Here is a 4,773-nt window from a genome sequence, read left to right as displayed (position 1 = left end):
CACGGGACGGCCCCGGCCTGCGCCGGGGGTGACGAACGCGGCGCAACCCCCTATCTGTTCTCCATGGCCTCTCCCGAAATCGAAGCGCTGACACAGGCCCTCGCCAAATTGCCAGGGCTGGGGCCGCGCTCCGCCCGACGTGCGGTGCTGCACTTGCTGAAGAAGCGCGAGGCGGCGCTGGGGCCGTTGCTGAGTGCGTTGATGGCGGTTGAGGAACGGCTCTCAACCTGTTCGATTTGCGGCAATATCGATACCACCAATCCCTGTGGCGTGTGCGCCGATCCGCGCCGCGATGCGCGCGCGCTGTGCGTGGTGGAGGAGGTGGCCGATCTATGGGCGCTCGATCGGTCGCGGCTGTTTCCGGGGCGGTTTCATGTGCTAGGCGGGAGATTGTCGGCGCTGGAGGGCGTGCGACCCGAGGATCTCGCCATCGATTCGCTGGTACGCCGCATTGCTGAGGGCGGGATCGACGAGGTGGTGCTGGCGATGAATGCGACGTTGGAGGGGCAGACCACGGCACATTACATTATCGAGCGGATCGAGCGGTTTCCGGTGCGCATCACCCAATTGGCGCACGGCCTGCCGGTGGGCGGCGAACTCGATTATCTCGATGAAGGCACGCTGGCCCAGGCACTGCGCGCGCGCGACCGGTGGGGTAATTTAAGAAGATTGGGTTCGCGCAGAGGCGCAGAGGACGCAGAGATGGCCTTCTCCGCGTCCTCTGCGCCTCTGCGCGAACCACTCTTTCTTTTTCTTGAGCGCTGCCGCGCGGAGAAGAACGAAACTTGACGGACGGCTGTTGCTTTCCTAGCTCGAAGGAATGGCTGTCCTAGAAATCCTTGAAGTTCCGCATCCTGGCCTCCGCGCCGTCGCCAAGCCCGTCGAAACGGTGGACGATAGCGTTCGCAAGATCGTGTCCGACATGTTCGACACGATGTACGCCGCGCGCGGGATCGGTCTCGCCGCGACGCAGGTTGCGATCGAGCAGCGCATTGTCGTGATCGACCTGCAGGAGCCCGAAAGCGATGCGGAAGATGCCAAGCCGGTGCGCAAGCCGCTGGTCTATATCAACCCGGAATTGCTGTCGCTGAGCGAGGAAACCTCCTTCTATAACGAAGGCTGCCTGTCGATCCCCGAGCAATATGCCGAGGTCGAGCGCCCGACGCGCTGCCGCGCCACCTGGCTCGACGAGCAGGGTGAACGCCACGAGGCCGATTTTGACGGTTTGCTGGCGACGGCGTTGCAGCATGAGATCGACCATCTGAACGGCGTGCTGTTCATCGACCATATCTCCAAGCTGAAGCGCGATATGCTGCTCAAAAAGCTGGCGAAGCAGCGCAAGGCGGCTTGACCGATTCTCCCTCTCCCCTTCAGGGGGAGGGTCGGGGAGAGAGGCAGTAACAACCGTTGCGGTCTAGACTGCCGCTCTTCCGCGCTTCGGCTTCGCCTAGCTTGCCCTTTCCCCTGAAGGGAGAGGGAGAGGTTAGAACAGCCCTTCAATCTCGCCCCCGGCCCCGAACCGGATCCCCTCCGCCGCCGGAACGCGCGGCAGGCCGGGCATGGTCATGATCTCCCCGCAGATTGCCACGACGAAGCCGGCACCCGCGCTCAATCGCACCTCGCGCACCGGCACGACATGGCCGGTCGGCGCGCCGAGCTTGGCCGGGTCGGTCGAGAAGCTGTACTGCGTCTTCGCCATGCATACCGGCAAATGACCGAAACCCGCAGCTTCCCAGCGGGCGAGCTGCGCGTGGACCGAGGCATCGGCAATCGCTTCTTCCGCGCGGTAGATGCGGGTGGCGACGGTGTTGATCTTGTCGAACAGCGATAGTTCGTCCGAATAGAGCGGCGCGAACTGACCGGCATTGTGGTCGCACAGCGCCACCACCGCCTCGGCCAGTGCTTCGGCCCCGGTGCCGCCCTCGGCCCAATGCGTACATAGCACCGCGTTGCAGCCCTGCTCGGCGGCAATCTGCTCGATCACCGCAAATTCATCGGGGGTATCGCCATCGAAGCGGTTGACCGCCACCACCACCGGCACCCCGAAGGCTCGGACATTCTCGATATGGCGGGCGAGATTGACGCCACCGCGTCGCACCGCCTCCGCATCGGGCGCGCCGAGATCGGCCTTGGCGACGCCGCCATGCATCTTCAGCGCGCGCACCGTCGCCACGATCACCGCGGCGGCGGGCTTCAAGGCGGCCTGGCGGCACTTGATGTCGAAGAACTTTTCCGCGCCGAGATCGCGCCGAACCCGGCCTCGGTCACCACATAATCGGCGAGGCCCAGCGCGGTGCGCGTGGCGATCACCGAATTGCAGCCATGCGCGATATTGGCGAACGGGCCGCCGTGGATGAGGGCAGGGGTGCCCTCCAGCGTCTGGACGAGGTTGGGCTTGATCGCCTGTGCCAGCAACACCGCCATCGCGCCATCGGCCTTGAGGTCACGCGCGGTTACCGGCCGCCGGTCGCGCGTATAGGCGACGACGATTCGCCCTAGCCGGGCTTCCAGATCGTGTAAGTCACTGGCCAGGCACAGAATTGCCATCACCTCGGACGCGACGGTAATGTCGAACCCGCTTTCGCGCGGGTAGCCATTGGCGGGCCCGCCGAGCGACTGGGCGATGTCGCGCAAGGCCCGGTCGTTCATGTCGAGCACGCGCCGCCACACGATCCGCCGCACGTCGATATCGAGCGCATTGCCCCAATGGACATGGTTGTCGATCATCGCGGCCAGCAAATTGTGCGCGCTGGTGATCGCATGGAAATCGCCGGTGAAATGGAGGTTGATGTCCTCCATCGGCACCACTTGCGCATAGCCGCCGCCGGTCGCGCCGCCCTTGGTGCCGAAACAGGGACCAAGCGACGGTTCGCGCAGCGCCAGCATCGTCTTGCGCCCGGTGCGGTTCAGCGCATCGGCGAGGCCGACCGACGTTGTCGACTTGCCTTCGCCCGCCGGGGTCGGGCTAATGGCGGTGACCAGGATCAGGCGGCCTTGCGCGGTTGACGCGGGGAGGCGCGAAAGGTCGATCTTGGCCTTGAAATGACCATAGGGTTCAACCGCTTCGGACGGGATTCCGCCACGTTGGGCGATCTGCCCGATCGGTTGCAGGGTGGCGGCGCGCGAGATCGCAATGTCAGACAGCATGATACTGCCCTAACAAATCCATTCCCAAAGGGGGAGGATTTACGACACTGGTCGCCCAAGCTACAGGTTCGCAGAATGTTCCAGAAAGAGTTCGTATGACCGGTGTGACGATGGCCTTGTTTGGAGTGGCGGCCCTGCTGGTTGGCCTGGCGATCGGTTTCCTGCTCGGGATTCGCGGTACGGCGCAGGCCCGCGCCGAGCGCGATGCGCGCAATGAGGATTTCAAGCGCGCGATCGTCGATCTGGCCAGTGCCGAGGAACGGGCGCGAGAAACCGCGCAATTGCGCACCGATCTTGCTGCAATTCGCGATGAACGCGATGTCGCGCGGCTCGAAAACACCGCGTTGAAGACGCACAGTTCGGCCTTTGAAAGCCGCCTTGCCGAAATGCGCGAGGCCGACGAAGCCCGCCTCCAAATGGTGCGCGAAACGCATGAGGCGCGCATTGCCGAATTGCTCCACGCCAAAGAATTGCTCGCCACGCAATTTGCCGAGGTGTCGAACAAATTGCTCAACGAGGCGCAGGAGGTTTTCCTCAAGCGCGCCGACGAGCGGTTCCGTCAGTCGGAAGAAACCGCCGGGCAGAACCTCAAATCGATGCTCCAGCCGGTCAGCGAGCGGCTGCTCAAATATGAGGAAGCGGTAACCAAGGTCGAGAGCGAGCGGTTGAGCGCGTTCGACCAACTCAAAGGCCAGCTTGAGGGGCTGCGGATCGGCCAGGAAAAGGTATCGTCGGAAGCGGCCAAGCTGGTCAATTCGCTGCGCAACGCCCCCAAATCGCGCGGGCGCTGGGGTGAGCAGCAATTGAAGAACGTGCTCGAAAGCTGCGGCCTGTCCGAACATACCGATTTTCAGACCGAAGTGTCCGTTTCGGGCGGCGATGAGGGCGGGCGGTTGCGCCCCGATGCGATCGTCACCGTGCCGGGCGGACGCAGCCTGGTGATTGACGCCAAGGTGTCGCTCAACGCCTATCAGGATGCGTTCGGCGCGGTCGATGAGGCGGAGCGCGCGAAGGGCCTGGCGCTGCACGCTGCGGCGATGCGCGCGCACGTCAACGGGCTTGGCAACAAGGCCTATTGGAGCCAGTTCGCCGACGCGCCCGATTATGTCATCATGTTCGTCCCCGGCGAGCATTTCCTGTCGGCGGCGCTTGAACAAGACCCTACGCTGTGGGATTTCGCCTTTGAAAAGCGTGTGCTGCTGGCGACCCCGACCAATCTTATCGCGATCGCGCGCACGGTGGCGGCGGTGTGGCGGCAGGAGCGGTTGGCCAAGGAAGCCGCCGAGATTGGGCGGCTAGGCAAGGAAATGCACGACCGTTTGGCGAAGGTGGCCGACGACTTGCGCAAAGTTGGTGCGGGGTTGAACAGCGCGGTCAACAATTTCAACAGCTTCTCCAACTCGTTCAACGGCCGCCTGATGGTGACGGGGCGCAAGTTCCGCGATCTCAACATCGAAACCGGCGCGCGCGAGCTGGAGGATGTCGCCCCGGTCGAAGCGCTGGCGCGCTATAGTGACAGCGAACCGCTGCAACTGGCGGAGCCGAGTGTGGTGTCGGTGGGGGAGGCTGAGGCCAACACATAGGGGGGTGTACGCCCGCGCTGCGCGCTCTGCCTCCCCTCCCCTG

2 protein-coding genes and 2 pseudogenes are annotated in these 4,773 nt (G+C 64.1%); 3 read left to right on the top strand and 1 reads right to left on the bottom strand.

The features are described from left to right. Positions 1 to 63: 63 nt before the first annotated feature. Together recR and def are read left to right on the top strand one after the other, a co-directional pair. Positions 64 to 645 (top strand): annotated as a pseudogene (recR, locus tag NW75_RS19420) (recombination mediator RecR); the annotation flags it as partial. Between the two features lie 175 nt (positions 646 to 820). Then, positions 821 to 1,351, top strand: coding sequence for a peptide deformylase (def, locus tag NW75_RS19415; RefSeq protein ID WP_033966977.1), 531 nt, complete (start codon positions 821 to 823; stop codon positions 1,349 to 1,351). Between the two features lie 132 nt (positions 1,352 to 1,483). Here def and NW75_RS19410 read toward each other — a convergent pair. Then, positions 1,484 to 3,147: pseudogene (locus NW75_RS19410) on the bottom strand (formate--tetrahydrofolate ligase). Positions 3,148 to 3,242: 95 nt separating this feature from the next. On the opposite strand from NW75_RS19410, the gene rmuC reads away from it, so the two are divergent. Next, positions 3,243 to 4,730, top strand: a complete 1,488-nt coding sequence (rmuC, locus tag NW75_RS19405; RefSeq protein ID WP_033966976.1) for a DNA recombination protein RmuC — start codon at positions 3,243 to 3,245, stop codon at positions 4,728 to 4,730. Positions 4,731 to 4,773: the final 43 nt, after the last annotated feature.

The sequence above is a fragment of the Sphingomonas sp. Ant H11 genome (assembly GCF_000797515.1).
GTDB lineage: Bacteria > Pseudomonadota > Alphaproteobacteria > Sphingomonadales > Sphingomonadaceae > Sphingomonas.
Note: the sequence above shows the minus strand (reverse complement) of the source record. Positions and strands in the feature narration are given on the sequence as shown.

Bases quoted from the DNA above. Each gene is read 5' to 3' on its own strand.
- def (WP_033966977.1), top strand. From the start codon at position 821: ATGGCTGTCCTAGAAATCCTTGAAGTTCCGCATCCTGGCCTCCGCGCC.
- rmuC (WP_033966976.1), top strand. From the start codon at position 3,243: ATGACCGGTGTGACGATGGCCTTGTTTGGAGTGGCGGCCCTGCTGGTT.